This is a genomic window from Arthrobacter sp. JCM 19049 (assembly GCF_001310435.1).
Genome location: NZ_BAXF01000377.1, coordinates 1 through 2,155 on the forward strand (window position 1 = coordinate 1; position 2,155 = coordinate 2,155).

At 68.2% G+C, this 2,155-nt stretch carries 2 protein-coding genes and 1 pseudogene; all 3 read left to right on the forward strand.

Translation table 11 applies throughout. From position 1 onward, the window contains the following. Positions 1 to 166 precede the first annotated feature (166 nt). Positions 167 to 1,136, forward strand: a pseudogene (locus JCM19049_RS12365) (1,4-dihydroxy-2-naphthoyl-CoA synthase). 14 nt (positions 1,137 to 1,150) lie between these two features. Continuing rightward, complete coding sequence (locus JCM19049_RS12370; RefSeq protein WP_054821741.1) at positions 1,151 to 1,624, forward strand: AMP-binding protein; 474 nt, start codon at positions 1,151 to 1,153, stop codon at positions 1,622 to 1,624. Further along, positions 1,509 to 2,155 (forward strand): AMP-binding protein (locus JCM19049_RS12375; protein WP_279403127.1); only part of this gene is annotated, 647 nt, incomplete at its 3' end. The genes JCM19049_RS12370 and JCM19049_RS12375, both read left to right, overlap by 116 nt.

The window sequence follows — 2,155 nt, forward strand, 5'->3', positions numbered from 1 at the left end:
CCACTGGACGACCACGCCCCATGCAGGGCGAGCCGCGGGGTGGGAACACGACTGCTTGATCGTGTTCCCACCCCGCGGCTGTGTTGTTTGGCCCCGTCGCCCCGCACCGCGTGCGGCACACGCCGGGCCCCGGGTGAGATGCCCGCGCGGCGGTGAAGGGACTAGCATGCATAGGGTGAGTAGCCATAATAATTCCGCCCTGCCCGAGCAGGTTTCCGACATCTTTGACGCCCAGCGCTGGCGTGAGGTTGAAGGGTTCGACTTCACCGACATCACCTATCACCGCCAGGTGGAGCGTGACGCCAATGCGGCGGTGGTCCGTGACCTGCCCACCGTGCGCATCGCCTTCAACCGCCCCGAGGTGCGCAACGCCTTCCGCCCGCATACCGTTGATGAGCTCTACCGGGCCATGGATCATGCGCGGATGACCAGTGACGTGGCAACGGTCCTGCTCACCGGCAACGGCCCCTCCCCCAAGGACGGCGGGCATTCCTTCTGCTCCGGCGGGGACCAGCGCATCCGCGGCCGCGACGGCTACCGCTACGCCGAAGGTGAGACCCGGGAATCCATCGACCCGGCCCGCGCCGGGCGGCTGCACATCCTTGAGGTCCAGCGCCTGATGCGCACCATGCCCAAGGTGGTCATTGCCATGGTCAACGGCTGGGCGGCCGGTGGCGGGCATTCGCTGCACGTGGTCTCGGACCTGAGCATCGCCTCCAAGCAGCACGGCAAGTTCAAGCAGACCGACGCACCGTGGGTTCCTTCGACGCCGGCTATGGTTCGGCGTTGCTGGCCCGCCAGGTGGGGCAGAAGGCGGCCCGCGAAATCTTCTTCCTGGCCCGCGAATACTCGGCCGAGGACATGGTGCGCATGGGCGCGGTCAACGAGGCGGTGGAGCACGAGCAGCTCGAAGAGGTGGCCCTGCAGTACGCCGCCGACATTGCCCGCCAGTCCCCGCAGGCCCTGCGCATGCTCAAGTTCGCCTTCAACCTGGCCGATGACGGGCTGGCCGGCCAACAGGTCTTCGCCGGGGAGGCAACCCGCATGGCTACATGACCGATGAGGCGGTGGAGGGACGCGACGCCTTCCTGGGCAAGCGCGAACCGAACTGGGCCGACTACCCGTACTACTTCTAGGGTCGGATCAGGCAATGCAACCGAACTCGCTGCACGAGCAGGTGCACACCGCACTGTCCCGGGCCATCAATGAAGGCGGCCCGGCCATTGAGGTGGTCGCCGACGCCGGGACGCCCGAAGGCGCCCGCGTGGAGTACCTGCAGCCCCAGCAGCTGCCGGGATTCACCGATCCGCTGCTGGTGGTGCGCACCTCCGGCTCCACCGGGCGGGCCAAGCGCACGGTGCTGTCCACCGCGGCGATGGCCGCCAGTTCACAGGCCACCGCCGAGTTCCTGGGGCTGCAGGGCCAGTGGCTGCTGGCCCTGCCGGTGCACTACATCGCCGGGCTGAGCGTGCTGACCCGTTCCCTGTTTGCCGGCACCACCGGTGGCCATGGAAACGAACGGCGGGTTCAGCGCCCAGAAGTTCACCGAGGCCGCCGAGCAGCTCACCGAGGCCAACAAGCTCACCTCCCTGGTGCCCACCCAGTTGGCCCGGCTGCTGGATAACCCGGCGCCGCGCACCGTCGCGGCCCTGAAGTCCCTTGACGCGATCCTGCTCGGCGGGGCACGGGCCAGCCGTGACCTGCTCACCGCCGCCCGGCACCTGGGGCTGAAGATCTTCCAGACCTACGGGTCTTCGGAGACCGCCGGCGGGCTGGTCTACAACGGCACCGCCCTGCCCGGGGTGAGCCTGCGGGAGGAAAACGGGCGGATTCTGGTCAGCGGCCCGATGCTGGCCGACGGTTATCTTGCCGATCCACAGGCCACCGCCCGGCACTTTGTGCTGCGCGAGGGCCGGCGCTGGTACCTGACCGATGACCTGGGCAGCATTGAGAACAACAAGCTGCAGATCCACGGCCGGGTTGATGACGTCATCAATACCGGTGGAATCAAGCTCTCGGCCGGGCAGGTGGAGGGGCTGCTGGATGAGTTCTTTGACCAGTGCCTGGTGGTTCCGGTGCCCGACGGGCAGTGGGGTCAGGCGGTGGGTCTGGCGTTCAGCGGCCCCAGCGACACCGCCCCGGCGTTCGAGGCGGT